General features: G+C 46.8%; 26 protein-coding genes, 2 pseudogenes and 1 riboswitch. Of the genes and pseudogenes, 10 read left to right on the top strand and 18 right to left on the bottom strand.

Translation table 11 applies throughout. From position 1 onward, the window contains the following. Positions 1-84 precede the first annotated feature (84 nt). Complete coding sequence (gene hemQ / locus JO375_RS03370; protein WP_229523130.1) at positions 85-864, top strand: hydrogen peroxide-dependent heme synthase; 780 nt, start codon at positions 85-87, stop codon at positions 862-864. Positions 865-983: 119 nt separating this feature from the next. On the opposite strand, the gene JO375_RS03365 is transcribed toward hemQ, so the two are convergent. The 4 genes from JO375_RS03365 to JO375_RS03350 all read right to left on the bottom strand — a co-directional run bounded on the left by JO375_RS03365 (position 984) and on the right by JO375_RS03350 (position 5,431). Further along, positions 984-2,150, bottom strand: a complete 1,167-nt coding sequence (locus JO375_RS03365) for an ABC transporter permease (protein WP_229523129.1) — start codon at positions 2,148-2,150, stop codon at positions 984-986. Beyond that, positions 2,147-3,484, bottom strand: coding sequence for an HlyD family secretion protein (locus JO375_RS03360; protein WP_229523128.1), 1,338 nt, complete (start codon positions 3,482-3,484; stop codon positions 2,147-2,149). The genes JO375_RS03365 and JO375_RS03360 overlap by 4 nt, the downstream gene beginning before the upstream one ends. A gap of 117 nt (positions 3,485-3,601) precedes the next feature. Continuing rightward, on the bottom strand, positions 3,602-4,060 hold the full coding sequence (locus tag JO375_RS03355) for a MarR family winged helix-turn-helix transcriptional regulator (RefSeq protein ID WP_377532079.1): 459 nt from the start codon (positions 4,058-4,060) through the stop codon (positions 3,602-3,604). Positions 4,061-4,240: 180 nt separating this feature from the next. Then, the gene (locus JO375_RS03350; RefSeq protein WP_229523126.1) at positions 4,241-5,431 is read right to left on the bottom strand and encodes an NAD(P)/FAD-dependent oxidoreductase; all 1,191 of its coding nucleotides are present in this window, start codon (positions 5,429-5,431) and stop codon (positions 4,241-4,243) included. 234 nt (positions 5,432-5,665) lie between these two features. Here JO375_RS03350 and JO375_RS03345 point away from each other — a divergent pair, with 234 nt between their 5' ends. Then, positions 5,666-6,670 (top strand): NAD(P)/FAD-dependent oxidoreductase, encoded by a 1,005-nt coding sequence (locus JO375_RS03345; protein ID WP_229523125.1) that lies wholly within the window; start codon positions 5,666-5,668, stop codon positions 6,668-6,670. Positions 6,671-6,830: 160 nt separating this feature from the next. Here the strand turns inward: JO375_RS03345 and sda are convergent, their stop codons facing one another. Continuing rightward, entirely contained in the window at positions 6,831-6,974 is a 144-nt protein-coding gene (gene sda, locus JO375_RS03340) for a sporulation histidine kinase inhibitor Sda (RefSeq protein WP_023990158.1), read from the bottom strand. A gap of 282 nt (positions 6,975-7,256) precedes the next feature. Next, positions 7,257-7,913 (bottom strand): YheC/YheD family protein, encoded by a 657-nt coding sequence (locus JO375_RS03335; RefSeq protein WP_229523124.1) that lies wholly within the window; start codon positions 7,911-7,913, stop codon positions 7,257-7,259. A gap of 222 nt (positions 7,914-8,135) precedes the next feature. Here JO375_RS03335 and JO375_RS03330 point away from each other — a divergent pair, with 222 nt between their 5' ends. Then, positions 8,136-9,668 (top strand): Ppx/GppA phosphatase family protein, encoded by a 1,533-nt coding sequence (locus JO375_RS03330; RefSeq protein WP_229523123.1) that lies wholly within the window; start codon positions 8,136-8,138, stop codon positions 9,666-9,668. Here JO375_RS03330 and ppk1 read toward each other — a convergent pair. Beyond that, on the bottom strand, positions 9,628-11,736 hold the full coding sequence (gene ppk1, locus JO375_RS03325) for a polyphosphate kinase 1 (protein WP_229523122.1): 2,109 nt from the start codon (positions 11,734-11,736) through the stop codon (positions 9,628-9,630). The genes JO375_RS03330 and ppk1 overlap by 41 nt on opposite strands. Positions 11,737-11,972: 236 nt before the next feature. Between ppk1 and JO375_RS03320 the strand changes: the two genes are divergently transcribed. From JO375_RS03320 to JO375_RS03310, 3 genes are all read left to right on the top strand, one after another. Continuing rightward, positions 11,973-12,218 (top strand): hypothetical protein, encoded by a 246-nt coding sequence (locus JO375_RS03320; protein WP_229523121.1) that lies wholly within the window; start codon positions 11,973-11,975, stop codon positions 12,216-12,218. A gap of 219 nt (positions 12,219-12,437) precedes the next feature. Then, on the top strand, positions 12,438-13,097 hold the full coding sequence (locus JO375_RS03315) for a futalosine hydrolase (RefSeq protein ID WP_229523120.1): 660 nt from the start codon (positions 12,438-12,440) through the stop codon (positions 13,095-13,097). Further along, positions 13,098-13,952 (top strand): 1,4-dihydroxy-6-naphthoate synthase, encoded by an 855-nt coding sequence (locus JO375_RS03310; protein ID WP_229523119.1) that lies wholly within the window; start codon positions 13,098-13,100, stop codon positions 13,950-13,952. A 174-nt stretch (positions 13,953-14,126) separates the two neighbouring features. On the opposite strand, the gene JO375_RS03305 is transcribed toward JO375_RS03310, so the two are convergent. From JO375_RS03305 to JO375_RS03295, 3 genes and pseudogenes are all read right to left on the bottom strand, one after another. Further along, positions 14,127-14,447 (bottom strand): hypothetical protein, encoded by a 321-nt coding sequence (locus JO375_RS03305; RefSeq protein WP_229523118.1) that lies wholly within the window; start codon positions 14,445-14,447, stop codon positions 14,127-14,129. Positions 14,448-14,773: 326 nt separating this feature from the next. Then, positions 14,774-15,234, bottom strand: a pseudogene (locus tag JO375_RS03300) (IS30 family transposase); the annotation flags it as partial. Between the two features lie 16 nt (positions 15,235-15,250). Next, positions 15,251-15,505, bottom strand: coding sequence for a hypothetical protein (locus tag JO375_RS03295; protein ID WP_229523117.1), 255 nt, complete (start codon positions 15,503-15,505; stop codon positions 15,251-15,253). 656 nt (positions 15,506-16,161) lie between these two features. Here JO375_RS03295 and JO375_RS03290 point away from each other — a divergent pair. Further along, on the top strand, positions 16,162-17,010 hold the full coding sequence (locus JO375_RS03290; protein WP_229523116.1) for a lytic polysaccharide monooxygenase: 849 nt from the start codon (positions 16,162-16,164) through the stop codon (positions 17,008-17,010). Positions 17,011-17,317: 307 nt separating this feature from the next. On the opposite strand, the gene JO375_RS03285 is transcribed toward JO375_RS03290, so the two are convergent. Beyond that, positions 17,318-17,677, bottom strand: coding sequence for a HesB/IscA family protein (locus tag JO375_RS03285; RefSeq protein WP_007431955.1), 360 nt, complete (start codon positions 17,675-17,677; stop codon positions 17,318-17,320). A gap of 378 nt (positions 17,678-18,055) precedes the next feature. On the opposite strand from JO375_RS03285, the gene mqnE reads away from it, so the two are divergent. Both mqnE and JO375_RS03275 read left to right on the top strand, forming a co-directional pair. Beyond that, positions 18,056-19,162, top strand: coding sequence for an aminofutalosine synthase MqnE (gene mqnE / locus JO375_RS03280; RefSeq protein ID WP_229523115.1), 1,107 nt, complete (start codon positions 18,056-18,058; stop codon positions 19,160-19,162). A gap of 288 nt (positions 19,163-19,450) precedes the next feature. Beyond that, a complete protein-coding gene (locus tag JO375_RS03275) occupies positions 19,451-20,518 on the top strand; it encodes an NAD(P)/FAD-dependent oxidoreductase (RefSeq protein ID WP_229523114.1) in 1,068 nt (355 codons plus the stop codon). Positions 20,519-20,624: 106 nt separating this feature from the next. On the opposite strand, the gene JO375_RS03270 is transcribed toward JO375_RS03275, so the two are convergent. After that, positions 20,625-20,882: a YuzB family protein gene (locus tag JO375_RS03270; RefSeq protein WP_229523113.1), complete on the bottom strand. Its 258-nt coding sequence runs from the start codon at positions 20,880-20,882 to the stop codon at positions 20,625-20,627. 86 nt (positions 20,883-20,968) lie between these two features. Here JO375_RS03270 and JO375_RS03265 point away from each other — a divergent pair, with 86 nt between their 5' ends. Continuing rightward, on the top strand, positions 20,969-21,214 hold the full coding sequence (locus JO375_RS03265; protein ID WP_229523112.1) for a NifU family protein: 246 nt from the start codon (positions 20,969-20,971) through the stop codon (positions 21,212-21,214). An 87-nt stretch (positions 21,215-21,301) separates the two neighbouring features. Here the strand turns inward: JO375_RS03265 and JO375_RS03260 are convergent, their stop codons facing one another. The 6 genes and pseudogenes from JO375_RS03260 to JO375_RS03235 form a co-directional block, all read right to left on the bottom strand. Continuing rightward, on the bottom strand, positions 21,302-22,066 hold the full coding sequence (locus JO375_RS03260; RefSeq protein ID WP_229523111.1) for an SDR family oxidoreductase: 765 nt from the start codon (positions 22,064-22,066) through the stop codon (positions 21,302-21,304). 143 nt (positions 22,067-22,209) lie between these two features. Next, the gene (locus JO375_RS03255) at positions 22,210-23,049 is read right to left on the bottom strand and encodes a MetQ/NlpA family ABC transporter substrate-binding protein (protein WP_229523110.1); all 840 of its coding nucleotides are present in this window, start codon (positions 23,047-23,049) and stop codon (positions 22,210-22,212) included. A gap of 75 nt (positions 23,050-23,124) precedes the next feature. Then, complete coding sequence (locus tag JO375_RS03250) at positions 23,125-23,793, bottom strand: methionine ABC transporter permease (protein ID WP_229523109.1); 669 nt, start codon at positions 23,791-23,793, stop codon at positions 23,125-23,127. Continuing rightward, positions 23,790-24,812 carry a methionine ABC transporter ATP-binding protein gene (locus JO375_RS03245; protein ID WP_229523108.1) on the bottom strand — a complete coding sequence of 341 codons (1,023 nt, stop codon included), beginning with the start codon at positions 24,810-24,812 and terminating at the stop codon, positions 23,790-23,792. The genes JO375_RS03250 and JO375_RS03245 overlap by 4 nt, the downstream gene beginning before the upstream one ends. 151 nt (positions 24,813-24,963) lie before the next feature. Then, positions 24,964-25,103, bottom strand: a riboswitch (SAM riboswitch). A gap of 142 nt (positions 25,104-25,245) precedes the next feature. Then, positions 25,246-25,950 carry a Cthe_2314 family HEPN domain-containing protein gene (locus tag JO375_RS03240; protein WP_229523107.1) on the bottom strand — a complete coding sequence of 235 codons (705 nt, stop codon included), beginning with the start codon at positions 25,948-25,950 and terminating at the stop codon, positions 25,246-25,248. A 50-nt stretch (positions 25,951-26,000) separates the two neighbouring features. Then, positions 26,001-26,306, bottom strand: a pseudogene (locus tag JO375_RS03235) (4-hydroxybenzoate decarboxylase); the annotation flags it as partial.

Below are 26,306 nucleotides of genomic sequence, written 5' to 3'. Positions count from 1 at the left end.
TTAGGTACAGAAATGACATATTGAATCACAAATCATTTCGGCTATGCCGATTATCATTTACCTGATTGCAAAGGAGTGTAGTTCGTGAATCAACATCAACCTCAACAACCATCGGCAACGCCCAACGAAGCAACCTCCACACTAGAGGGCTGGTATGCCCTTCACGATTTCCGGTCCATCAATTGGACGGCATGGAAAACGGCAGACGATGAAGAGCGCGCCGGAGCATTGGACGAGCTTCAGGAGTTTATGAAGGAATGGGGCGCCACTGAAGAAGCGGGTCTGGGAAGCTCTGCTGCCTATACAATCGTTGGGCAAAAAGCTGATTTTGTCATGATGCACCTGCGTGAAACGCTGGAGGATCTCAATAAGCTGGAAACCGCTTTTAACAAAACGACCTTCGCCAAATATACAACTAAAGCCTACTCTTATGTAAGTGTGGTAGAACTGAGTAACTATTTGAGCAAGGAAGAAGATCCAATGCAAAATCCGCAAATTGTCGCTCGCTTGAAGCCAGTGTTGAACAAGGCTCGTTATATTTGTTTCTATCCGATGAACAAAAAACGGGATCTGGACGACAACTGGTACATGCTTTCAATGGACGAGCGCCGCACCCTGATGCGTAGCCACGGTTTGATCGGACGCAGTTACGCCGGCAAAGTGAAGCAAATCATTTCCGGCTCCGTCGGCTTTGACGATTGGGAATGGGGCGTAACACTGTTCTCCGATGATGCACTGCAATTCAAGAAGCTGATCTACGAAATGCGTTTTGACGAAGTTAGTGCCCGTTATGGTGAATTCGGCTCCTTCTATGTCGGCAGCGTATTGAACGAAGAAACATTCGAAGATATGCTGAAGCTGTAAAGCACAAACGTCAGCACCATATTCCAACATACAATCAAGGATTCCGTGAACTCCCGCTTTCGGGGCACGGAATCCTTTTTTTATAGCCTCAAAAAATCCAAAAAAGAGAAGGAGCCCCCTTATTGTGGCATAGGCTCCACTACTGCAGATGTGTCCTCGCTTTTTGCCAGCTTTCTTTTCTCCAACGCGATCTGAATAAAAATAAGAAGCAACAAACCACTTAACAAGATCAAAAAGCCGCCAAGCTGAGGAATAAAATATTTCAGGCTTCCCCCTTTAAATCCTAGTCCTCTCAAAAACTTGAAATGCCAGGTCAATGGGAGAATATTACTAACATATTGCAGCGATGTAGGCAGCATAGCTACTGGCAATTGAGCACCGCTGAGCAAGAACGAAGGCATTAAAATCAGTATGAGACGCGAAGAGGCTTTTCCCGGATTCGCTGCACTCCACCCCAAAGCCATCGCAAACAAGCTCAGACTAATCGTGTACAGTAGAAACGGAATACTGATCTGCCATACATTCGCTTCAAACCGAAGTCCGCCAATCTGCTTGAGCAAACCAATGGACAAGTAAAAGGACACACATGCTACTAACGCATATGGTAGCACCCTTAGAATCAAACCAGATGAATGCTGTAGCTCTTCTTTTAATCTGCCTTGCTCCCGTAAACGCGGGACAATGGTCAGTGCAGCAGAACCAATCAGTGAAATCATGACCGTATTGATGAACCCCATAACCGAAGTCATTAAAGTAGCATTGGTGGGATTATACAGCAGACGCTGCTGGAGTAGCATGTTGGAAGTAAGACCTGTTACCTGGCTGTCACTCATCCCCATGCCCTTCAAACCACCACCAGCCAGTGTTGCATTCTCCGTGGCAATGATCTCTGTGACCGCCGAACGCAGATTCCCTGTGGCCTGACCTACTGTGTTATCTACATAAAAGCCGATGTTGCTCTGAACTCCTTTAATCCTGTTTTCCTCTAGCCCTGCCGGAAGATAAATCACTGCAAGAAACCTCTCATTATATAGAAGTAAATTCGGATCGGTTTCATTCTCTTGCACATAGCGTACGTCAATATACTGGGATGCATCCAATTTATTAATAAGCTGTCGGCTATAATTGCTATGATCTAAATCAACTACAGCGACAGAGGCGTCATTCAGCTGATTATTTTTAAATACAAATCCAAAGGCTACCGCTACGACAATTGGGACGAGCAGCATGACGAATACCATCTTGCCGCTGATCAGTAGCTTCCATTCTTCTATAAACGCCTTCATTTCGTCACAACCTCTACCGTCATTCCAGGTAATAATTCAGTTGTTCGAGGGACATCAACCCGTACTTGGAAGGAGCTGATATCTGATAAACCTTTATCCCGACTCATTCTCATGTTGGTATACTGCGGAGCAGAGGTAATATATCTCACCTTGCCCTGGATATCTTTGTCTAAAGCAACGACGTGCGAAGTCACTTTTCCCCCTGCTTTAAACTGCGAGATAGAATCCTCATCCACATAAATATCGTAGTATAGCTGGTTGTTTTCAATAACGACGCCAGTTGCCCCCGTAGCAACGATTTCTCCCATCTTGGGTACAATACGGGATACTTTACCGTCTGTAGATGCCTTCAGCACCATACGTCCGCGCTGCAATTCCAAGGTTTTGAGTTGAACAATTAATGCCTGCTTTTGTTGAGCCAGAAGATCTACATTGTATTCACTATTCTTAACATCTTTTCGCGTTTGCGAGGTTTGGTTCAGGGCTTCCTTGGCCTTTTCTGTTTTGATACGAGCCTGCTGACGCTCCTCAGCAGTTGCGCCAGCTTCCATTTTATCCAAAGCGGTTTGCTGCTGAGCGATCCCATTTTTAGTAATGTCCGATTGTTTGCTAGCCGCTGTAATCTGATTATTGGCAATTTCAACCTGATCTTTAGCTGTATCTAACGCGATTTGAGCATTATCCAGTTGGTTTTTGGCGTTATCCAGCTCAGCTTTAGTTCCGGCACCAGCATTGTACAACGTTTGGACACGGTTGTAATTCACTTTGGCCAAGTCCAGAGCCTCTTGCCTGGATGCTACTGTTTTTTGTGCGATCTCCGCATTTGTTTTGGCTGTCTCCACCCCTGTCAAAGCTGCATCCAGTGATTGCTGTGCTGCTTCAATCGCCAGTCTTTGTCTTTGAATGTCCTCTGCACGTGTACCTTGGTTTAACAAGGATTCTCCTGCTTGCGCAGCCTGAATATCCAGTTCCCCCTGCTTTTCTGAAGCCGTAATCTTGTCTGACTGATTTTGCAGCCCGTCTTTAGCCTGCTTTATTTTTACATCAGCCTGCGCGATATCTGTTTTTAATTTCTCAATCTGCAGGTTCAGGTCCACAGGATCCAGGGTCATGAGCACATCCCCTTTTTTCACCTGTTGTTCCTCCTTCACCTCAATGGTATTCACTCTTCCCCCTACGCCCTGAAAAGCGACATTTACGGTATCTGCGGCAAGCAGTGTGTTTTTTTGTTGGGCTGCCACACTCACAGCGTCCTTGCCGCTCATTGCCATCAGCGTACCCCCAGTACCTAATGCGACAACAAGTAGAATGTACACGATGATCTTTTTATTCATTGCAACAAACTCTCCTTCATGATGATTTAGCCAATAATCGCTGAGAAATGATAGTTTAAAAAAACTAATAAGCAATCTGATAGTACGACGTCTAACTATTGCTGCTGGGAGAGTTAATTATTCCTTTATCCGTTCAAGACCTGAGGAAAGCTTCTGTAATAACGTAGTAAAATAAATATGATCTTCCTGCGTAAATTCACTCATTAAATCAGCAAATAGCAGAGTAAACTTCGGAATTTTTTCCGTCATTAACTGTTTTCCTTCATCAGTCAAGGAGATCGCGGTCATACGTCGATCCGTCAGCGTACTTCGCCGGACCAGACCGTCCCGTTCCAGCTTATCAATTACACTCGTTATCGTTGATCGTGTAACCCCGGAATACTCAGCCAACTCTGACGGAGTCAACGAACGGTCATACAAAAACAAATAAATTAAAATTTTCAGGTTTCCGACAGATAATCCGTATTCGCACAACAGGGAGGATACACCATTGTAAATCTCATGAGATGTCTGCATAAAAAGGACGAGCGTGCTCAAGGATTGAGGGTCCAGATTGGGAAATTTGTCAGACAACATTTTTACTTTATTAGGGTCATGCTTGAAATTAAATTCAGAATCCAATGTTAAGGACCTCCTATGTATTTCGCAACCATACTATAAGACGCCGTATAGTTATAAGTCAATACTTTTTTTCTATTGATCTAGACTAAAAAGGTCTCCAAGCTCCTGTACAGAAGCCATGGAAACCTTTCTGCCTTAGAAAAACCGTCCCTTTCTCAGTACCAGCGGAATCCCGCCAATGATGAAGAGATAGCGGAGATCAACGATTTTTTTCAACTGTGCTGCGACCCACCCTTTTATTTTGCGTTTGCCTACCACCGCAACAGCCTCACCTTTTCCAAGCGAGGCAACCGTCCCTTTGTTGGAAAATACGAATTTGTGCAGCTCTTTTTTGCGGAGCGTAGCCGCCAGATTTTTGGCACAAACAACTCCTTGCTGCATCGCAATTTGGGCGGTCGGTGGGTAAGGACGTCCTTCAGGATTCAACATCAAGGAGCTGTCCCCGATAATGAAAATGTCATCATGACCCGGAGCACGTAGAAAATCGTCGATTTTCACCCTGCCACGCATCACTTCGAATCCAGCCTTTTCAATCAATCCGTTTCCACGGATACCTCCCGTCCAGACCACCGTGCAGGCTTCGATTTTTTCATCCTCACCGACAATTACACCGTCCTGCAGGCATTCCTTGATCGGTATGCCGATGCGGAAGGTAACCCCCTTGCGCTTAAGGACATCCATTGCATACTCTACCAGCTCAGGATCGAACCCGGGCAATGCTGTAGGAGCCGCCTCGACGTTAATAATTTGAATCCGGTTAAAATCGATATCATAAGCTTTAGCCAGCTGTGGCAGGCGATCTGCCAGTTCAGCAATGAACTCGATGCCACTGAACCCGGCACCACCTACAACAAAGTTTAGCCGGCTAGGATTACCATCATTTTTGTACAAAGCCAACTGGTATTCAATATGCTCGCGAATCAAGCGAACGGAATTAATGCTTCGGATCGTAAGCGCGAACTTATCCATCCCTGGAATGCCGAATGTTTCCGGCTCCCCGCCTAGTCCAATCACCAAATAATCGTAGGATAACGAACCATCCTCCAGCACGATTTTTTTCTCGCCTGGTATAATTTCTTTAACCGTGCCTTTGACTAAATCCACTTTGAACTCATCAATCAGCTGCGCTATCGGAATCCGCGAATGCTCAATCGTATCCGTACCTGCCGCAGGCATATGGAGATGTGTCGTAATGTAGTGATAATCATGACGATTAATCAGTGTGACGTTCGCCTCATTGTGCTTGAGCTCTTTTTGCAATTGCTGAGCCGTCAATATACCGCCATATCCTGCTCCAACAATCACAATTTTAGGAATATTGCTCATGTGCCTACCCCTTCCGGTAATAATCATTTAATATTCACGGCTTTTCTCTTGAAACGGTATTTTCTACACACGGAAGTGTTCACTAAATGTTAATTGCTTTACCTTTGCAAGTGGAATCCGGGAGTTTATAATAAGAAGCAGTGAATCATGCATCCGATGGCTGCTTAAACCTCTATATGGCTGATTCAATATCCATAATTCATTACAATAATCCCTTTCGGAGGTGTTTTTAGAGTGACAGTTCAATCCACAGGTACGGAGCTCCGCGACCTGATCATTATTGGCGGCGGACCAGCCGGTATTTTCACCGCTTTTTACGGGGGGATGCGTCAGGCATCCGTCACCTTAATTGAAAGTATGCCCCAACTTGGCGGCCAGCTTGCAGCCCTTTATCCTGAAAAATATATTTATGACGTTGCCGGCTTTCCTAAAGTGACCGCACAGGAACTGGTTAACAATCTGGTCCAGCAAATGAATCACTTTAATCCAGAGGTACGGCTGGAAGAAAAAGTCGTTTCGTTGGAGAAAAAGGGTGAACGCCACTTTATTATAAAAACAGACAAAGGCGGCGAGTATCATGGTAAAGCGGTTATCATTACCGCCGGTGTAGGCGCTTTTGAGCCACGCAGACTGGAACTGCCGGATGCGAATCGTTTTGAAAAAACGAATTTGCACTACTTTGTCAGCGACCTGAGCAAATTTGCCGGCCGAAAAGTGCTGATTAGCGGTGGCGGCGATTCTGCGGTTGACTGGGCGCTCATGCTGGAACCAATTGCGGAACAGGTTACATTGATTCACCGCCGCGACAAATTCCGTGCGCATGAACACAGTGTAGAAAACCTCCTCGCTTCCAAAGTAAATGTCATTACACCAACCGAAATTACAGAACTGCATGGAGACGATGCCATTACCAGGGTAACGATCGCGCATGTCAAAACCAAAGAAACGCAGGAAATTGAAGTAGACGATGTCATCGTTAACTTTGGTTTTGTGTCCACGCTTGGCCCGATTGCCGAGTGGGGCATCGAGATCGAAAATAACTCCATTGTGGTCGATTCCCGTCAGGAAACCAATATTCCCGGCATTTTCGCCGCAGGGGATATTACGACCTACCCAGGCAAGCTCAAGCTGATCGCTGTCGGCTTTGGTGAAGCACCTACAGCAGTCAATAACGCCAAGGTGTACGTAGATCCAGACGCCAAGCTGTCCCCAGGTCACAGCAGTAACATGAAATTATAGTTTATTATAGACTATGACAAAAAAGGGTATTTTACTCCAAATTTGAATCTTTGGAGTAAAGTACCCTTTTTTACGGTGTGCCTGTTCGTTACAATGATTGTCTGTAAAGTCATTCGAACCCTAAATGGCTTTACAATCGCAGTACGAGAGCTTGTCCGGTCTAATGAAGGACTACGGCTGTATTCATCTCTAGCTTTCTTTTGTGAATTTCAGCCAGCAACAGTGCAATGAAGTCACATTCAAGTTTAAGCTCGATTGCCATCTGATAGGAATCCAAAAGCATTTCATCCGTCAGCATAGCCATCCTCGACACAACCTTTCCTTTTATTTCAAAATCTATTCTATCAAAATACTAAAAACGGAACAAGCGTTCTGTTATCCACAGTCATTTGTGGAAATCCTGTGTATAAATTGTTGGTAAGTGTCGTTAACCCATGTATGTGACAGGGGATAATGTGGACAATATTTATACACAGGATTTTGACGTTAAAATACAAAAAAAATATTTTTATAATTTAGACAAATTTATTATATTTTTGTTTACTAATAAGGTTTATATTAGGAATTCAATTAAAAAATTAGCGTTTTATTGAGGTCTTGTATTTACCTCCAGAATCCATATCCGTCCATTTGGATCAAGCCCGTAATCAAAACCTAATTGCCCGATCCCCGGAAACCTTTTTTCCAGTACCGGAATACAGCGTAGGGTGAGATTCACGATTTCCCGCCGTTTTCGCGCAGCCAACTGCCGGGGATATATCATCCGAAGTGCCGTTGCTGCCTTTAATAGCTTTCCGCCTTTGCACAAATTCGTAATGACCAGTCCGGGGCGGGCATGACGTGCGACCACTGCGCGAAAAGCCCACTTTTGCCCTGCTTTTACCACTTTGACCCGATAGTCGACAGGTCTGCCTTGAATGCTTGCCAATGGAATGCCTTGCTGAATGAGATACGGACGCTGAAGCCGGAGGTTGCTGATTCCAGCCGCAAGTGCTCTAAAATGTCTGTACCGATACGTCTTCTCCATGCGTGTGCAGGTGTATTCCCTACGCTCCTTTGCTACACGCATGACCCCGTTTCCTCCGCCTCCCTTCACGGGCTTTATGAATACAAAAGCATGCCGCCGCAGCATCATGCGTAGTTCTTCTTCGCTATACAAACACGTTTCGGGTACATAAACGGCGGTATGTGGATGCTTGAGCAGCGCCTTCGTCTTTAACCACTTGCTTGCAAGTTGTCTCATCAATTCTCTCTCCTTTCGCCGCCAGTTATACCTTATACATACTCAAAAGAGGACGATATTCTTGGATGGATTCCCCGAGGCACATATCCATTTCGACAAGATGGCTGCAAACGGTAGCACACACCGGGTATCACTGGTACAATGACAATAATCTGACTTATATTTGCACGGAGTAACGAATTTTACCGGCAAATTGCTTTTTTTCAACAAGGAGGTCGACTCATGAACAGCAAAATTGGCATTATGGACATTGGCTCCAACTCCATACGTCTTGTGATCTATGAAATGACAGAGACCGGCGCCTACCGCATTGTCCAGGAATGCAAAGAAGCTGCCCGACTGAGTGAAAAGGTCGGCGCCAACGGTCGTATGGAACGGGATGCGATCCGAAGCATCGCTCCATTACTGCGTCAATTTATGACTGTATGCCGTATGCACGAGGTTGCTCGTTTGCGTGCAGCAGCGACAGCGGCGATCCGCAATGCAGCGAATCCGGACGAAATTGTTCAATGGATTGCGGAGGAAACAGGTTTAACGCTGGAAATATTGAGCGGTGAACAGGAGGGGTATGCCGGGTTTCTGGGTGTGGTCAATACAATGGATGTTAGCGACGGCATCATTATTGACATCGGGGGCGGCAGTACCGAAATTACACTGTTTCGTGAGCGGAAGCGGCTACATACGGTTTCATTTCCCTTTGGCGCGGTCAATATGAATTGGCGCTTTGGACGGGAGGTCAAGAATGGCGAATGGTCCCTTCAGCAGATTGAGGAAATGGAAACCTTTGTCCGTTCTTCACTGCAAAACCATGACTGGATATTTTCCAATCCAGGCCTGCCTTTTATCGGTCTGGGCGGCACCCTGCGTACCTTGGCTAAAATCAATCAAAAACGGCTGGATTACTCACTGCCCGTCACACATCATTACGAAATGGCGATAGAAGATGTCGATTATTTCTATACAACTTTGCCTTACCTTTCCTATGAAAAACGTAAAAAAACAGCCGGCTTGTCCAAAGACAGAGCCGACATCATTGTTCCGGGACTCATTATATTGAAAACGATATTCGAGGCCGCTCAAGGCATCGCGTATTTGGTCAGTGGAGCGGGACTGCGGGACGGTCTGTTTCACGAACTGGTCCATTCCGCACAGCCTGTGGCCGCTAACCCACTCGTCACATCTATTCGCAATATCCTTTCGTTTGGCGTCCCGGTTAGCGAAGCACACGTCAAGCGGGTTCACGGTTACGCTGTACAGCTATATGATGCATTGGCCAAAACATCCACAGCGATGGACAAACGCCTGCTCTTGACAGCAGCAACTCTTTACAAAACGGGAGCTGTCCTGAATTATTATCATTTCCGGCAGCACTCCGTATTCTGGATCTTGCACGCAGGCATAGGTGGTTTATCCCACCGTGAAACGGTATTGTCCGCGCTTATTGCTGATTACCATCCAAAAAACCGGACATCTCGCCTGCTGCGTATCCATGCTGACATTTTGGAACCTTCCGACGAAGAGCGCGTGCATAAGCTAGGCTCCCTGCTCCAGCTCGCCATCGGCATGGATCGGAGTGAATCCGGGATGATCACCAGCATCCATCCCACCAATGGTGACGATGCACTGCACATTCGTCTGGAAAGTGAAAGTGAACCGATTCTGGAACAACGGGAACTGGTAGCTGCCGCAAAAGATTTTCAAAAAGCCTGGAATCTTACGTTGTCGTGGTCCATTCTTCCTTCTTCCAATTTTTAACCTTCATCGCTTCGAACTGGCTCCTGATCGGGGCCTCTTTGTCGTTTCTGGTTACAAACTGATAGCTGCCATTAGGCAAAAGCTGACGCGCCTTCACATTGTCGGACAAGGATAAATGCAAAATGTCGGCCAGCATCCCTTTGATGCGGTCATCATAAATCGGGCACATCAGCTCAATCCGGCGGGACAAATTGCGGGTCATCCAATCCGCGCTGGACAGGAATAGCTCCGAGTTGCCTGCATTTTCGAAATAGAACAGTCTGGAATGCTCCAGAAAACGATCAACAATGCTGATCACCCGGATGTTCTCGCTGAAATCCTGTACACCGGGGCGCAAGCAGCAAACTCCTCTAACAATTAAATCAATCTTCACCCCTGCCTGAGAAGCGGCATATAGCTCATCAATCATTTCCTGATTGGATAAAGAATTGATTTTGGCAATGATACGCGCTGGCTTGCCTGTGCGGGCGTGCTCCGCTTCCCTGCGAATCAGCTCGAACAGCTTGTTTTTCATCCCCGTCGGGGCTACCGTAAAGGCTTGCAGGGTCTTAAGCGCAGAGAAGCCCGTAATTTCATTAAACAGCTCGGAGGCATCCTCACCCACCACCGGGTCTGATGTAAATAACCCGATATCCGTATATACACGTGCTGTGCTTTCATTGTAATTGCCAGTTCCCACATGCACGTATCGTTTGAGTACATTCCGCTCGTGGCGTACTACGAGAATGATTTTGGCATGTGTCTTCAAGCCGACCAGTCCATACACCACATGGCAGCCCGCCTTTTCAAGCGTGCGCGCCCAGGCAATATTGCGTTCCTCGTCAAAACGGGCTTTCAGCTCCACGACCACCGTCACCTGCTTGCCAGATTCGGCCGCACGCGCCAATGCCGGAATCAGCCTGGACTCCCCATTAACACGGTACAGGGTCATTTTGATGGCCATCACATCCGGGTCCTCTGACGCTTCAATGATAAAATCCGTCACCGCATCGAACGATTCATACGGATGATATACCAGCACATCCCGTTTGCGCAGTACGTTGAAAATATCCTCTTGCGGAGGCAGCTCTTCCGGGTATACCGGTTTGATCGCCGGAAATTTCAGATGTGAATACCCCTCCAGATGATCGGCAAAGGAAGACAAAAACGTCAAATCCAGCGGCCCGTCCATCTCAAACACATGGTCGTACAGCTTAAATTCACGCTGGAGCTCCATGAGGGCAAAGGAATGAATTCCTTTTTCCACTTCAAGCCTTACCGGCGCGCCTCGTCTTCTTCGACGCAGCTCTTTTTCAATCTCTTCGAGCAAATCTTCGATCTCTTCTTCATTAATGGATAGATCGGCGTTGCGGGTCACGCGAAAGGCATGAACCGACTCCGGAATATACCCGCTGAAGAGCGTCTGTATATGATGCTTGATCAGTTCTTCAATTAAAATAAACGATTTTTTCTTGCTGTTGGAACGCAGCGGCACTGTTACAATACGTGGAATATTGGAAGGCACCTGTACAATGGCAAAAAGCGGTTTATCCTCCTCCGTATCCCCCGGACGTCTCAAGACGACCGCTAAATATACATATTTATTGTGAACCAATGGAAACGGACGGCTTTGATCAACCGCCATCGGTGTAAGCACCGGAAATATAATTTCATGAAAATACGCATCCAGCGACTTGCGCTGTGTCGTATTCAAGTCTTCATATTCAAGCAATAAAAGCCCTTTTTTCGTTAAAAGGCGAGAAATCTCACGATAAGTCCGATATTGTTCGGATACCATCGAGTCAGTGCGCTTGATCAAGCGTTTGTACAAACCGGAGGGGGTATATCCGGTAAAATCCTTTTGCATAAAACCAGCCTTAATCTTCTCTCTCGTCTCTGCCACCCGAACAGCCATAAACTCATCCAAATTGCTGGACACAATCGCCAAAAATTTGGCTCTCTCCAGCAACGGTGTATCTGCATCCTGAGCTTCCTGAAGCACACGGCGATTAAATTCAATCCAGCTTAAATCCCGATTAAAATAACGCTCCGACCCGGCTTTATCCTTTTTCTGACTCTCTATCAACATATGGCCTCCATCAATTCATGCAGTATAGTTAACCTTCATTGTACTATTAGATGAAACGCGCTAGCATCACAGCAGTGTAAACGCAATGTAAAATGTGTGTAAACACAACCGGATGTTGAAAAGGTCAATCGGAGGCTTTACAAAAATAGCATTACAGGGTACAGTGTTTACGTCTGTTTCATAGAGTAGAATTGACGCTGATTTCCACATGGCATCATATAGGGAGGATATTCGTTATGGAATCCAAGAAATCACCGCGCATACTGCAAAAAAATATCGAATTCTTCACCGCAGCGCTGTCTCAGCACCTCGTCTCAGTCTGGCAAGAGGACCCGACAGGTGTATACTGTGAGATTGGCTGTGGATATATCGAGTTGTTCAGCAGCGAGGTCATTCGAGTACGCAATCAGGATGGGACCCCAAGCCATTATGACCGCAATATTACGATGTTTCAGTTGATCGCGAAGGATCAGCCGATATAATGATTATATGCTATCCGCGCGCTGTTCTTCTAGATTAGAATTGTTCCATTTTTAAAACCAACGCGATTTACAGAATACTTGTGATTGTCCAAGTATCGCATATTGAAGCTTTACTTAAAAAGCGCCATAGAGCGCTTTTTTTGTCGATTTTTTTGAACATCGTTACAAAAAGCAGTATGATAAGGGAGCATATTAGCGAATTTAAAGGGGAATCAACCGATGGAGCACATAACATCAGATGGACGCATCCTGATCATGACCGCGGTTGAAAGCGAACGGGAAGCCGTGCTGCGCGGCCTGAAAGGCGATACCCGCTTTGCGGTTGAGCTGGCTGGCGTAGGCGCTCCGTCCGCAGCGGCTTCAACCGCGCTAATGCTGGCTGCTGGCGACGTTCGCCTGGTCATCAGCGCCGGGATTGGCGGCGGCTTTGCCGAGGCCGCCGGGCTGGAGAGCGTCGTCGTTGCGGACGCGATCATCGCCGCCGACCTGGGGTCCGAGACGGCAGACGGCTTTAGCAGCGTGGACGAGCTGGGCTTTGGCTGCAGCCGAATCACGGTTAACACTGCCATCAGCCAGCGAATCGTACAGGCATTGCGCGCCGCTGGACAAACGGCTGTAGCAGGTCCGATCCTGACCGTTACAACAGCCACAGGCACGTCGGCAACTGCGGAGCAGCTGGCCAAGCGGGTGCCTGGAGCGGCTGCCGAAGCCATGGAAGGCTATGGCGTAGCCGTGGCAGCGAACAAGCTGGGGCTGCCTGTGATGGAAATCCGCACGATTTCCAATGCTGTCGGCCCGCGTGATCGTGCGGCCTGGCGGATCAAAGAGGCTTTGCAGGCACTCGAAGCCGCATTTTCTACAATAACGGAGGTTATATAGATGCAAATTGCTTTTTCGCCTTGTCCTAATGACACTTTTGTCTTTCATGCCCTGGCGCACGGATTGATTCCAGGCGCACCCCCACTAGACATTACCTATGCCGATATCGACATCACCAACAACCTTGCGGTTACGCTAGATGGCCTGGATATGATGAAAATATCGTATGCCGCCCTCCCTTGGGTGCTGGATGAATATGCTCTTCTGCCTTGTGGCGGCGCACTGGGCCGGGGTTGTGGACCGCTCGTGCTAACCAAGGAAGACTCTACAGCGGAAGACCCGGAAGCCTTGTCCGGCAAGCGTGTAGCCGTACCAAGTGAACGCTCTACCGCCTACCTGCTGTTCCGCCTGTGGGCAGCCAAGCACGTCCCGGGGGGTGTTGGCGAAATTGTTGTGATGCCGTTTGACCAGATCATGCCTGCGGTTCGCGACGGACATATGGATGCCGGACTGGTGATTCATGAGGCACGATTTACATATCCGTCCTACGGACTCAGCAAGCAAGTCGATCTGGGCAACTGGTGGGAGGAAGATACAGGGCTCCCGATCCCGCTCGGAGCGATTATTGCCCGTCGCCACCTGGATCTGGATGCGATCACAGACTGGGTACGCGCCTCTGTTGAGTACGCATGGAAGCATCCTGAGGCTTCCCGCGAGTATGTATTGTCTCATGCACAGGAGCTTTCACTCGCAGTCGCCCAGTCGCATATCGATCTGTACGTGAACGATTTTACCGCCAATCTGGGCGACAGTGGTTATGCTGCCATCGAAGCCTTGCTTGGACGTGCCGCACAGGAAGGACTGGTGCCTTCGTTTGACTTGGCCAAGCTGCGCCTTGCGTCCAAAACACGCTAATCGTGACAAACGTCCCGTATGATCTTGCGTGCGCGGTATGAACCAACCTCTAGAAATCAACAAAACCTCCCTAGCGAGCACATGACTATCCATGCGCCCGGTTCGGGAGGTTTTACCTTTTCTTCGTATTTCGTATAACGAACTCTCATGATAGACTCCGCCTATATGCTGTATTTAGTCCTCTTCTCGCTCCACGACCTCGGTCTTAAATACATTATCCAGCTTGGTCCCCAATCTTTTCACCAGTGGCACCTTGATATCCCGGCTCAGTTCCTTGAAAAAAGCATCCATGTCACAATTAATTCGACCCAATACAACCTTGACGGTACCCTCTGCCAGAATCTGCTCATTCAGTTCTTCCGGTACCGTAACCGAAATATCATACTTTTTACTTAACGTCTTGATGTAACGGGTAAAGATTTCAATCAGCTCTTCATTGTTAAAGTTCTCAACAGCTACCTGCCCTTTGTTCGTAAACTTTAAATTCACTCTCACGTCAGCATATCCCCTTTTCCTTTTGACCATTTATTTTGGATAAACGTTGAACCTTATAACGGCCCTTCAAACGAAAGGGTCTTACCGGTCATTTAGACTCTTGTCCTTTGATACATTAAGTATAACACATTAAGTCCGTTTTCATTTCCCATCTTATCGTTTTGTGATAAAAAATGATACATTTCGCACATTTTCAGCATATATTCTCTCTTTTCATTCCAGCCATTGGAAGTAATAGGTCGTGGGATTGAGAGAGGTGCTAAGCAAAGAAGCCGATCTGGAAGCGCACCATTCAGAGGATCAAACAAACAATAGAATAAGCGTGCTTATGTTATGTGACAGACGGTTTTCCACCCCAAACATTTTCGGGGTCTATGATTAATCAGGTGGAGAGCTTTCCACAAGGCTTCATCTGTAATTTGGGCCAAATCTGTACCTTTCGGGAAGAACTCTCGCAGCAAGCCATTCGCGTTTTCATTAGAGCCCCGTTGCCAGGAGGAATACGGATCAGCAAAATAGATTTGTACATCATGAGTAGCTTCCAAATTGGCATAGCAGGCAAACTCTTTGCCACGGTCACCGGTTGCCGTTTGGAATGAGCAGTAGAGTACTGGGAAGAAGCTGCACCAAACGCAATCTCCATGGACAACGCCGTGCGATCCGGCATCTGAATGGCGGTGTACTGACGGGTTTTGCGTTCCACAAATGTGGCCACGCAGCCCTTGCTTTTTCCACGGCCTGAGACGACGGTATCCAGTTCCCTATGGCCAGACGTTTCCCGAGAGCGTCAATGCATATCCCCACTAGTACCAATTGTCGTATATAATCGTACCTATCTCTTTGTAGTCAGGATTTGCGACAAGTTCACCATTTTTTATTTGCAGAATCCCATTTTTAAGTTGCTCATTTACAGAGTCAACCGCTTTAGTGTAGTTATCAAAAATTTTCTTGCTTACAACCTCTTTTGCGGCAGGATCAAGCTTGTACCGATCCCCATCCAGTTTTATGAATTTTTCAATATCTGTGATAGCGTTAAAGTTCAGATTCCATATCCTCATCTGTTATTATCATACAATCCTCATTTCCAAGCACCCTATGAATCAATTATCAAATCTATCAGCTACACCATTACTCTATTCAAACAATAGGCTCCACGCACCAACAGGTTTTGACCCTCATGTGAGACCTTCAAAATATTCTACTTCAAAATTGGGAATTGATAGGAATGACTTTATATTCTTTTTAAGGGCAAAACGCTAAACCATAAACTCTCTTAAGTAAAAAAATGTTGTTTTTTAATATGTTCTCGCTATAACAGATACCTGATGTCTACTTAGTGAGGTGAGCATTCTTGAAAGAATCGACGCTAAAAATGTTTTGAATTTCGACATACGTTCTCATATATATCCAAAATTTATTGGTATATTCCATTGAAAATATTGACAATTACACAATTTCAATGTATTGTATAGAAAATAAATACATTTTTTCTTGAATCATTTATCATTTGGAATCATTTTCCGGGAAGCCGCTGCTGCTTATTTATTCTCATCTAAGAATGGACAGGCCTTTTTGGAATGGATTCATAATAATTTTTCGAAAGGAGGAACCCCTAAAGCCGCTTGATGATGACGTCTCATTTTTGAAAGCGTTATCAAAGCTAGATTAGAAACCCCTGCAAGACCTATTAAAAAATGTAAGGAGGAGTAAAAACATGACAATCCGGACTTTTGTGAATTATCGTAAGTTATCTATGAAATGGTTTATTTTCTCGATAGGAGCTCTGTTCCTAATGCTGGCGGGTTCGTTTGTTTTTGCGGAAAATGCTTCCGCTCATGGGTATTTGACGGACAGCCGCGCTCATCTATGTTCCACGGGCCAAAACACCAATTGCGGGCCAGTGAGATGGGAGCCTTTTAGTGTGGAAGGGCGAGGGGATTTCCCTGAATTCGGCGTTCCTGACGGCAAGATCGCCAGCGGCGCGAAATTTTTAGAACTCGACGAGCAAACAGCCGATCGCTGGACCAAGGTAGATATGGTAGGCGGGGAGCATACGTTTCATTGGAAACTTACAGCTAATCACAGCACGAATACATGGGATTACTATATTACGAAAAAAGGCTGGGACCCCAATTCCCCGTTAAAACGAGAGGATCTTGAGTTATTTTGCCGTTATATAGATGACGGTGCGATTCCGCCAATCGACACTTATAACGATTGCTTTGTTCCGAATGACCGGGAAGGATATCACGTTATCGTTGGCGTTTGGGATATCGCGGATACAGAGAATGCCTTCTACCAAGCGATGGATGTTAATCTCAGCATCAATCCATCGGCACCGACCACGCCCGACAAGGGTTTCCCGGGAGATCCCAACCGTTTCGGAAAGTACCTCGTCTGGAATACCGTCAGGATCTACACCGAAGGTGAAATCGTTCTACACAATGGGCAATTGTGGAAAGCTCTGTGGTGGACCCGTGGACAGGAACCGGGAACGACAGGACAGTGGGGTCCGTGGAAGTTGATCGGCGACGTGCCACCAGATGAGGAAGACAGCGCGTAAGGGTGGAATTTTTTTTCAAAAACGAAGAGGCAGTTGTCGAGTCAAGTTTAAACTTTCAGACATACCCCAAAGAGCCAGAGAGGAAAATTCTCTCTGGCTCTTTGTTCGTATGCCCGGCGTGGGCGTCATCTACACGGTGGCCTGTTCAGACAAGCACGCCTTATTCCGCCCGTTGAAGGTGATTACTAGCAATCCAATAAGCAGCTGTTCGTTCTGCAATTTTTACAAAATAAAATCCTTTTGAAGCTATGTTTGGTATCACACATAGCTTCAAAAGGGTTGGACTACAAGCAGCCTAAAAATATTATTAGCAAGGCTCTTCGCTCGGCTTACCAGCATCGTCACGCGTACGGAAGCTTGAACCACAGCCGCATGTAGCTACGGCATTCGGATTATGAATCGTAAAGCCGCCTGACATTCCGGACTCTTCAAAGTCGATTTCCAGACCGTCCAGATAGCGGATGCTTTCTTTCTCCACTACGACTTTCATATCCTGTACGTTCATATATATATCCTGATCTGTCTCATTGTCGTCAAAGCCCATGGCATACGAGAATCCGGTGCAACCGCCCGGCGTAACACCCAGTCGCAAAAACATATTTGGTGTTTCCTGCTGCTCCAGCATTTCCTTCAAACGCTCAGCAGCGGAATCGGTGATGTTAATCATGGCTTCATCCTCCTTTTTCACTTCATACTCCCCTTCAGTATACTCCACTATTGGCAGGTGCTCAAGTCATGGAATGTCCATGCCTTACGGCTTAAAAGACCTGAATTTTACACTCATTTGTATTGATCACCTGTGTGGTGAGGTTTATAATAGATAAAGAGTGTGTAAAAGAAACTGTCGGAAAATTGTCAATTAAATGGCTTTGTTTTGAGACATTCGTCATTGTTGTAGCTTGGCATTGTAATTTTTTTCACATATTCTTGCATCCGCGCTGCCGGGTTCGCACCGACGGAACGGGACATCCTGTGTGCATCAAGCGCTTGGGCCGTAGATCACAGCGGACAGCCTCGCACAGAGCAACTTGGAGGAGGAATGGGCATGTCCACATTAGTTACACCTTTTACAGACCGCAAAATGGCGGAAATTGTAGAAAAGGTACAGAACGGTATTCGTTTGAGCCTTGAAGACGGTATATATTTGTATGAAACTGACGATATCCTCACACTGGGTCAGTTGGCTAACGAAGCTAATTTACGCAAAAATGGAAAAAAGGTTTATTTTATCGAAAATATGAGCCTGTACTTTACCAATGTATGTGAAGCTCGCTGCGCTTTCTGTAATTTCCGTAAGGATCAAGGGGAAGAAGGCTCTTATACGTTGTCAGGACAGGAAATGATTGATTACATTGAACAACATATCCATCCTGGTGTAAGAGAATTCCATATCGTTGGCGGTCATAATAATCACGTGCCTTTCCAATACTATGTAGACTCATTGAAGGCGCTGAATGAAAAGTATCCCAATGTTACACTGAAAGCTTATACTGCAGCAGAAATTGACTTTTTTACACGCATTAGCGGCTTGAGCATCAAAGAAGTGCTTCAGGAGCTGCAAAAGGCCGGACTGCGAACTCTGACAGGCGGTGGCGCAGAAATTTTGTCCGACGAATATCGCAAGAAAATGCATGTTTCCAAGGCCAATGTGGATCGCTACCTTGAAGTACATCGTACGGCTCACAATCTCGGCATGAGAACTCATACGACCATGCTATACGGTTCAGTCGAATCGTACCAGGATCGCATTGAACATATGCTGCAAATTCGTGAATTGCAGGACGAAACAAACGGGTTCATGGTATTCATTCCATTGTCCATGCAGCCCAAGAGCAAAAACGCCAGCATCATGCGCCGCAATTCCGCTTACGAGGATCTCAAAACCATTGCGATCAGCCGTCTGATGCTGGACAATATCAAACATGTCAAAGCATACTTCATTAATATCGGTCCGCAATTAACACAGGTCGCTCTCACGTTTGGCGCATCTGACGTTCACGGCACGATTGTGCGCGAGCAGATCAGTCATGCTGCAGGCGCATTGACCCCGGCCGGATTGACCCGCAAAGAGCTGATCTGGCTGGTCAAAGGTGCAGGACGCATTCCCGTTGAACGGGACACCTTCTATAACGAAATCGAAGTTTTTGACTAAACGTAATTCAGATTTCCCGCGTGCATTTTATCCCCATTACTCACACCAAGCAGTTTCAGGCTGCCCCGGAATACTCCGGTCTGTCTGCCATAGGCAGGCCGGACACCGGGTACTATTATAACAATAAACTTGTGTCTGATCGGAGCATCAAATTCGCATGTCGCCGGAAAAGACGTTCATTGAACCTTTAAATAACACATCTTTATACGGCGAGTAGACGAAAGGATTTCCCGATAAGGCAGCAGACCATTTGCCGGGGACACGGCAGCGAAAGGACGGCGAATTTTGATGAAAAACTTCGTTATTCTGGGGGGCGGCTACGGAGGCCTTACCATTGCCAAAGAATTACTGAATAAATACATTCCCGACGATGTTCAAGTTATTTTAGTGGACCGGATGCCTTTTCAAGGATTAAAAACAGAATACTATGCCCTCGCAGCAGGAACAGTATCTGATTTTGATTTGCGGGTGCATTTTCCCGATGAACAGCGCCTGATTCGCAAATACGGAGAGGCCACTTCGCTGGATTTGGAGAACAAGATCGTCCATTTTCAAGATGGCGAACCTCTGCTCTATGATCAGCTTGTGATTGCCCTCGGCTGTACAGATCGTTTTCACAATACACCTGGAGCCGAAGAGTATAGCTGCACGATCCAGTCGTTTAACCATACCCGTCAAACGTATCTGCGCTTGAATGAAATCAAGCCTTATGGAGATGTACATATTGTAGGCGGTGGTCTGAGTGGGGTTGAAATTACAGCGGAGTTACGTGAAAGCCGTCCAGATTTAAATATTACTATTATGGATCGCGGCGAGCGAGTGCTGTCAGCATTCCCGCAGCGTTTGTCTGCCTATGTACATGCCTGGTTCAAGGAGCACCAGGTTCATGTACTGAATCATGCAGCGGTATCCCGTGTTGAACCGAACGCTATTTATAACCATGACGAGCAGATTGTTACAGATGCGGTTGTGTGGACAGCCGGGATTCAACCGGTAAAAATGGTGCAGGATCTAGCCGTCCCCAAAGACCCGCAGGGCCGTATCGTGCTCAATGAATATTATCAAATACCGGATCATCCCGAGGTGTACGTGGTTGGGGACTGTGCCAGTCTTCCATACTCGCCAAGCGCCCAGGCAGCAGAGGTACAAGGGGAACAGATCGCTCACATTGTACGCGACCTGTGGAAGGGCCAGACGCCTCACCCGCATCCTTTGAAGCTGCGCGGTACACTAGGCGCGCTCGGCAAGAAGGCGGGCTTTGGCTATGGCTTTATGGGCAGCACCTCGCTGCGTGGACGAGTACCACGTCTGCTTAAAAGCGGTGTGCTCTGGAAGTCCAAACGGCATTTTGGCTGATTGATTGGTTTACTAGTCAAAGAAGACCCGCTCCTGGGAGCAGGTCTTCTTCTTTGGTTATGTGGCTTATAGAAGTGGTTTGAAGCTCACCAGGGATCACTGCACCTTAATCCAGATCAAGCTGTTCCCATGCCTCGGCTTCCTTAATTTTGTTTATAATCACTTCATACAGCAGCTCTGCTGAATCTGCGGATACAATCTCGCCGTTGACCATCGCATAGGGTTCGGCATTACACTGACCGCAATTACTGAGACAGCCGTATTCGATTACATCATAATCCGGATTTTGCTCCAATCTGGACATCACTTCATCGGTGCCAAAATGCATATTACTGGTACAAAATTCAATGATGGGTCTTAACATTTTTTCACCTGCTTGGATGACGGGCATTTTAATTTGGCCCGCTTTGTAATATAATAAATAAGGTATAGGAAAGGAGTTGAATTCTAATGAGCGATACACAAAGCATTTCCATGTATGATGAAGTGGCCGAAGTATTGGATAAACTTCGTCCGTTCCTGCAACGTGACGGCGGCGACGTTGAGCTGGTTGACGTAGAAGACGGCATCGTTAAGTTGAAGCTAGTAGGTGCTTGCGGCAGTTGTCCAAGTTCCACAATCACGCTGAAAGCAGGGATTGAACGCGCTCTTCTCGAAGAAGTCGACGGCGTCCAAGAAGTGGTACAAGTATTCTAATGCTTGTTGCATAATGATCATGAGAGTCTTGACTTCGATATCGAAGCTCAAGACTCTTTTTTGTGTGAAACATTTACCTATTCAGGCTCAAATCGTCGGTCGAATCGGGTCCAGTCCTCCCGATACATCCATAATATTGCCTGTAATAAAATCTGAATGCTCTTCACACAAAAAGGCGATCACTCGCGCAATGTCCTCTCCACTCCCCGGTCGCCCGCGTGGTGTTTCTTTATCCTGCATGCCGATCACGTCGGCGATAGACATCTCCTTATTTGCCCCCCGGATATCCCCGGGACAAATCATATTCACCGTGATGCCATACGGGGCTTCCTCCACAGCCAGTGACTTCGTAAAAGACACCAGCCCCACCTTGGCGGCAGCATAGGCAGCACGATGCGGCCAAGCCCTCGCTTCTCCAGCATGACCAAAGCCAAAATGAATAATACGTCCCCACTGCCGACTTCGCATATGAGGCAATACCAGATGATCCAGCAGCATGGTACCGACCAGATTCCCCTGTATCATGGCATGAATCTCGGCCACACTGTAGTCCGCAAACAACCGCCGCTCCCGGATGAAAGGCCCGGCATTGTTTACCATAATATCTACACCGCCCAGCCGATCCTCAATCTCCCCAATCAGCCTCGTGATATCGTCCTGAATGGAGATATCTCCTTGTAAAGAAAGGCAGCGTACTCCTTTAGACTCGATCACACGCTTCAGTTCCTCAGCCTCAGCCTGGCTATGCACATAATTCAGTCCAATATCACAGCCTTCATCGGCCAGACGTAAAGCGGTCATTTTGCCTAATCCCTTGGCACTGCCGGTTATGAGTGCGACTTTGTCTCTCAACAGTTTTCCTCCTCTTCACAGAGAACGGTCACCCTCAAGTATAAAATATTTAGGCTTCGTCTACAACTCCAGACAAAAAGAAACCCCAGGCCTCTTGTTGAAGAGATCTGGGGGTTGTGTTTCAACGCAATTTCGCTCCCTACTTAAAATGCCGGGATAATTGCGCCTTGGTATTTATCTTCAATGAATTTTTTAACTTCCGGAGATTGCAGAGCTTTCATCAGCTTTTGAATCGCTTCGGAATCTTTGTTGTCAGAACGTGCAACCAACACGTTAGCATATGGAGAATTCTTGTCTTCCAGTGCCAATGCATCCTTGGTCGGGTTTAGATTTGCTTCCAGAGCATAGTTTGTGTTGATCAATGCAATATCCACTTCAGGCAACTGACGTGGCAGCATTGCCGCTTCCAGCTCCTTGAATTTCAGATTTTTCTTGTTTTCCGTAATGTCTTTTACTGTAGCTTCGATGTTGCTTTCATCTTTCAGCTTGATCAAACCTTGCTTGGCCAACAACAGCAGTGAGCGACCACCGTTGGTTGCATCGTTCGGAATGGCTACTGTCGCACCATCTGGAAGCTCATCAAGCTTTTTATATTTTTGGGAGTAGATACCGAATGGCTCCAAATGAACTGCACCTACAGAAACCAGGTTCATATTGCGCTCTTTGTTCATCACATTCAGGTAAGGCACATGTTGATAGAAGTTAGCATCCAGCTGCTTGTCGAACAATTGTACGTTGGGCTGTACATAGTCGTTGAATTGAACGACTTGAAGACGAATCCCCTCTTTTTCCAGCTGAGGCTTGATGGATTCCAAAATTTCGGCATGCGGCACAGGAGAAGCGCCCACTTTCAGCACAACTTCGCGTGGTGTACCGCCCGTATTTCCATTTTTTGATGCATCAGATGTCGTGCTCTTCGTGCCGCAAGCAGCCAGCACCGTAATTAATGTTAAGCTTAATACGGCCAATACCCATTTCTTCATGTTATTACCCCTCCAATAATTTGTAATGTTCAGGATTCAGATGCCCTGATCAATAAGGATATCTATATCGTTTCCCTATTTCCGAGTATAATGCCGCACCAGACGATCCCCTGCCATTTGCAGCAGTTGTACCAGTACGACCATCAGCACGACTGCAACGATCATGACAGCCGTTTCATAACGGTAATAACCGTAGTTGATAGCCAATGTCCCCAGACCACCGCCCCCGATCATACCGGACATGGCCGTATACGATACAAGGGTAACGACGGTAATGGTTAATGCAGCGAGCAGACCCGGCAGTGCCTCACGCAACAGCACCCTACGGATGATTTGCCCAGTCGAGGCTCCCATCGCTTGCGCGGCCTCAATGACCCCTTTGTCCACTTCACGCAGAGACGTTTCGACAAGACGTGCGAAGAAAGGGGCAGCCCCGATCACCAGCGGCGGAATCGTTCCCAGCACCCCGGTAGAGGTACCTACCAACGATCGTGTAAAAGGAATCAGCGCGACGATCAAAATGATAAATGGCACCGAACGCAAAATATTAACGATAAACGAAAGTATGATGTATATCACTTTCATCAGAGTCAGCGAAGAGCGGCTTGCCAGAAACAATATGATGCCAAGCGGCAAACCGATAATAAGGGTGAACAGCGCGGATGCCCCCAGCATCTGAAGGGTCTCCACCGTAGAATTCCATAGTTCATCCCAGCTCACTTGCGAAAAATCAAGTTCGCTCATTGTCCGATCACCTCCACATCAAGTCCTTGCCCGGACACTTCGCGCAACGTATGCTCAATATCCTCCTGATTCCCTTCAAAACGAACGATGAGCTGTCCATACGGTACGTTTTTGATAGTGGAGATCGTTCCCTGCAAAATCGCAAAATCAACGCCGGTATTGCGGGCTGTACGCGACAGAATCGCATCGTATGTTTTGCTGCCCAGGAAGGAAATTCGTACCACCTGCGCCGATTCATTGGCACCTGAGGCCGCAATTGCTGCTTGCAGCTCCTCAGCATGCTCGGATTCCCGTTGGATAAAGTCTTTTGTAACCTGGTGCTGTGGCTTCAAAAACACTTCCGCCACCGGCCCCTGCTCCACAATGTCCCCCTGATGAATCACACCAACTCGATCACATATGCTTTGAATGACATGCATTTCATGTGTAATCAGCACGATGGTCAAATTAAAGCGCTGGTTAATATCCATTAGCAATTTCAGAATGGCCCCTGTCGTTTGCGGATCAAGCGCCGAGGTAGCCTCGTCGCACAGCAATACATGAGGATCACTGGCAAGCGCCCGCGCAATACCTACACGCTGCTTCTGTCCCCCTGAGAGCTGTGATGGATATTTGCCACTGTGTTCTTCCAGACCCACCAGCTCCAGCAATTCTCGTACTTTCTTGTCCATCTGCTGCTTGGGTGTATTCACCAGGCGCAAGGGAAATGCAATATTGTCGTATACCGTCGCAGACGATAACAAATTAAAATGCTGAAAAATCATTCCGATTTTTCGGCGCTGCTTCTGCAACTGAGCCTGACTCACAGTAGTGAGATTCACGCCGTCCACCCATACTTCACCTGAAGTGGGCCGTTCCAATAAATTAATACAGCGGATTAGCGTGCTTTTCCCCGCCCCGGAGTGACCAATGACTCCAAAAATTTCTCCACGCTCTATAGATAGATTCAACCCGGACAGCGCACTAACGCGTCGGTTCCCTTTGCCATAATGCTTGGTTAACTGCTTAAGCTCTATCAACGTGCTGCGCCCCCTTCATTATTCCTTACCCTTTTAATCGGCTTTTCAGCTCTGGAATTGTATGATCGCTCTATTTGTTTATGCAAAAAGAGTTATTTATACAAAAAGAGCCCCTTTCACAGAATGAAAAGGGCCCCGCTATGCGAACCTTTTCTCATCTGCCAAAACCGCTATAACTCTAGCGATTTTGTAGGAATTAGCACCATCTTGTTCCCTCCCGGTGTATTACACCGGGAGGGAACTGGTTGCCGGGCTTCATCGGGCCAGTCCCTCCGCCTCTCTGGATAAGAAAAATATGTTAAACTCCAGCCTTAGCTGTCCGTTTAGTTTATAAAATCATAATTCAAACATTTTTCTGAAACTAGGTTTTAGTATAGATAGTTTACATAGCTTTGTCAAAGGATATTTTCCAACATAATTATGGGTGAATTGTCTAGTTCTTCCATATCTTCACCGTATACGAAAAAGCATTGAACAGAGATCGGCACACCATTTCCAGCCCTTGCTGCAGATCCTCCAGATGATGATCCAAATCTTCCAGCTGGATCTTGCCATACAAAGCACGATGGCGCTGCCAAAGATCATCCTGCATTTCCGTATTCATATAATGAATTTCTGTATTTCGCCGCTTGCGCAGTCGATTGATAGCATCGGCATATGATACCTTAATATCATTCAGGTTATCGGTCATTACAGGATGCATCTTCAGATACTTCAGCTGCCGCAGCACTGTAAAATACGAATAATGGGCCTTATATTGCCCTGTTTTTAAATCATACAGATCATTCAGCCAATTCCCCAGCTTATCCAGAATGGAAAATACCCGCACAAATCCATCCTTATAAAAGAAAACATACAATGCATAATCGGATTTTTCATCCTCACTCATATCCTCGACGCATCCTGCCTTTATTTTCGTACGAAAAAAGGCGGCCGCATGGTGGCTCTGCTCCAGCTCATCCAATGAGGACATCAGACCGCGGGTCAAAATATCCACTTTACGCAAATTATGGGCTGGATCACCACTGGCCTGAATTTGCCGCTCCAGCACGTTTAACATGTCTGACATGCTATTCATAGCATCCAGCAAAGCGCCTCTGTTCACACGTGGCGACTCACCCAGCAGCTTACGTATCATGCTCACGCCTCCTTATGACTGCTCAATCTGACTGTTAATTTATTAAGGCGTCAAGCAAAATAACTCGTCCACCGTTGGTCTACAAGCTCTACAATGTCCTCGCGCGGCAGCACTTCATCCGGGTATCCCGGCTTCATGCGAGCATCTACTACAATCGGCAGCTTGTAGTTCAGATGATGCAGACGCACCTCGCTGTCCGCATACATATCCGTAGCCGGGTTAAAACGTGTAAATACCGTCCACAGGAACGAGGCTTGTGAACGAACAACTTCCTTGGCATCATCCACAATAAAGACGAGCGGCCATTCTTGCTCACCCGCAGCCAGTCGCTCCAATACACGTGCTGCCAGCTCAGG

The sequence above is a fragment of the Paenibacillus farraposensis genome (assembly GCF_020736845.1).
Classification (GTDB): Bacteria; Bacillota; Bacilli; order Paenibacillales; family Paenibacillaceae; genus Paenibacillus; species Paenibacillus farraposensis.
Note: the sequence above shows the minus strand (reverse complement) of the source record. Positions and strands in the feature narration are given on the sequence as shown.